This is a genomic window from Halomonas stenophila (genome assembly GCF_014192275.1).
Taxonomy (GTDB): Bacteria; Pseudomonadota; Gammaproteobacteria; order Pseudomonadales; family Halomonadaceae; genus Halomonas; species Halomonas stenophila.
The window spans coordinates 3,168-4,932 of sequence record NZ_JACHXR010000027.1 but is presented as its reverse complement, the minus strand read 5'-3'; the positions used below and the strand labels follow the sequence as shown (position 1 = coordinate 4,932).

1 rRNA gene is annotated in these 1,765 nt (G+C 55.5%); it reads left to right on the top strand.

The annotated features are described in order from the left end of the window. Positions 1 to 147 precede the first annotated feature (147 nt). Positions 148 to 1,685 (top strand): 16S ribosomal RNA (locus FHR97_RS20005). The last annotated feature ends 80 nt before the right edge of the window (positions 1,686 to 1,765 follow it).

Below are 1,765 nucleotides of genomic sequence, written 5' to 3'. Positions count from 1 at the left end.
GCTCTTTAACAATCGATCAGGTAATTCATGTGGGCGCTTGTCGAGATGTCGGTGACCAGTCACTGAATATCAAGGCAAGCGACTCGTCAAACGAGACGTTTGAACCTTGAGCCAAGTTTGGTGCACTCAATGCACTATCAAGCTTTGAAACTGAAGAGTTTGATCATGGCTCAGATTGAACGCTGGCGGCAGGCCTAACACATGCAAGTCGAGCGGAAACGATGGAAGCTTGCTTCCAGGCGTCGAGCGGCGGACGGGTGAGTAATGCATAGGAATCTGCCCGGTAGTGGGGGATAACCTGAGGAAACTCAGGCTAATACCGCATACGCCCTACGGGGGAAAGCAGGGGCTCTTTGGACCTTGCGCTATCGGATGAGCCTATGTCGGATTAGCTGGTTGGTGAGGTAATGGCTCACCAAGGCGACGATCCGTAGCTGGTCTGAGAGGATGATCAGCCACATCGGGACTGAGACACGGCCCGAACTCCTACGGGAGGCAGCAGTGGGGAATATTGGACAATGGGCGGAAGCCTGATCCAGCCATGCCGCGTGTGTGAAGAAGGCCCTCGGGTTGTAAAGCACTTTCAGTGAGGAAGAAGGCCTTCGGGTTAATACCCCGGAGGAAGGACATCACTCACAGAAGAAGCACCGGCTAACTCCGTGCCAGCAGCCGCGGTAATACGGAGGGTGCGAGCGTTAATCGGAATTACTGGGCGTAAAGCGCGCGTAGGCGGCGTGATAAGCCGGTTGTGAAAGCCCCGGGCTCAACCTGGGAACGGCATCCGGAACTGTCAGGCTAGAGTGCAGGAGAGGAAGGTAGAATTCCCGGTGTAGCGGTGAAATGCGTAGAGATCGGGAGGAATACCAGTGGCGAAGGCGGCCTTCTGGACTGACACTGACGCTGAGGTGCGAAAGCGTGGGTAGCAAACAGGATTAGATACCCTGGTAGTCCACGCCGTAAACGATGTCGACTAGCCGTTGGGGTCCTTGAGACCTTTGTGGCGCAGTTAACGCGATAAGTCGACCGCCTGGGGAGTACGGCCGCAAGGTTAAAACTCAAATGAATTGACGGGGGCCCGCACAAGCGGTGGAGCATGTGGTTTAATTCGATGCAACGCGAAGAACCTTACCTACCCTTGACATCGTGCGAACTTTCCAGAGATGGATGGGTGCCTTCGGGAGCGCACAGACAGGTGCTGCATGGCTGTCGTCAGCTCGTGTTGTGAAATGTTGGGTTAAGTCCCGTAACGAGCGCAACCCTTGTCCCTATTTGCCAGCGATTCGGTCGGGAACTCTAGGGAGACTGCCGGTGACAAACCGGAGGAAGGTGGGGACGACGTCAAGTCATCATGGCCCTTACGGGTAGGGCTACACACGTGCTACAATGGCCGGTACAATGGGTTGCAAAGCCGCGAGGTGGAGCTAATCCCATAAAGCCGGTCTCAGTCCGGATCGGAGTCTGCAACTCGACTCCGTGAAGTCGGAATCGCTAGTAATCGTGAATCAGAATGTCACGGTGAATACGTTCCCGGGCCTTGTACACACCGCCCGTCACACCATGGGAGTGGACTGCACCAGAAGTGGTTAGCCTAACTTCGGAGGGCGATCACCACGGTGTGGTTCATGACTGGGGTGAAGTCGTAACAAGGTAGCCGTAGGGGAACCTGCGGCTGGATCACCTCCTTAATCGACGACGTCGCCGGCACTCGGCAAGTGCTCACAATGAATTACCTGATCGGCCAGAGCAAAGACTGTTTGGGTCTGTA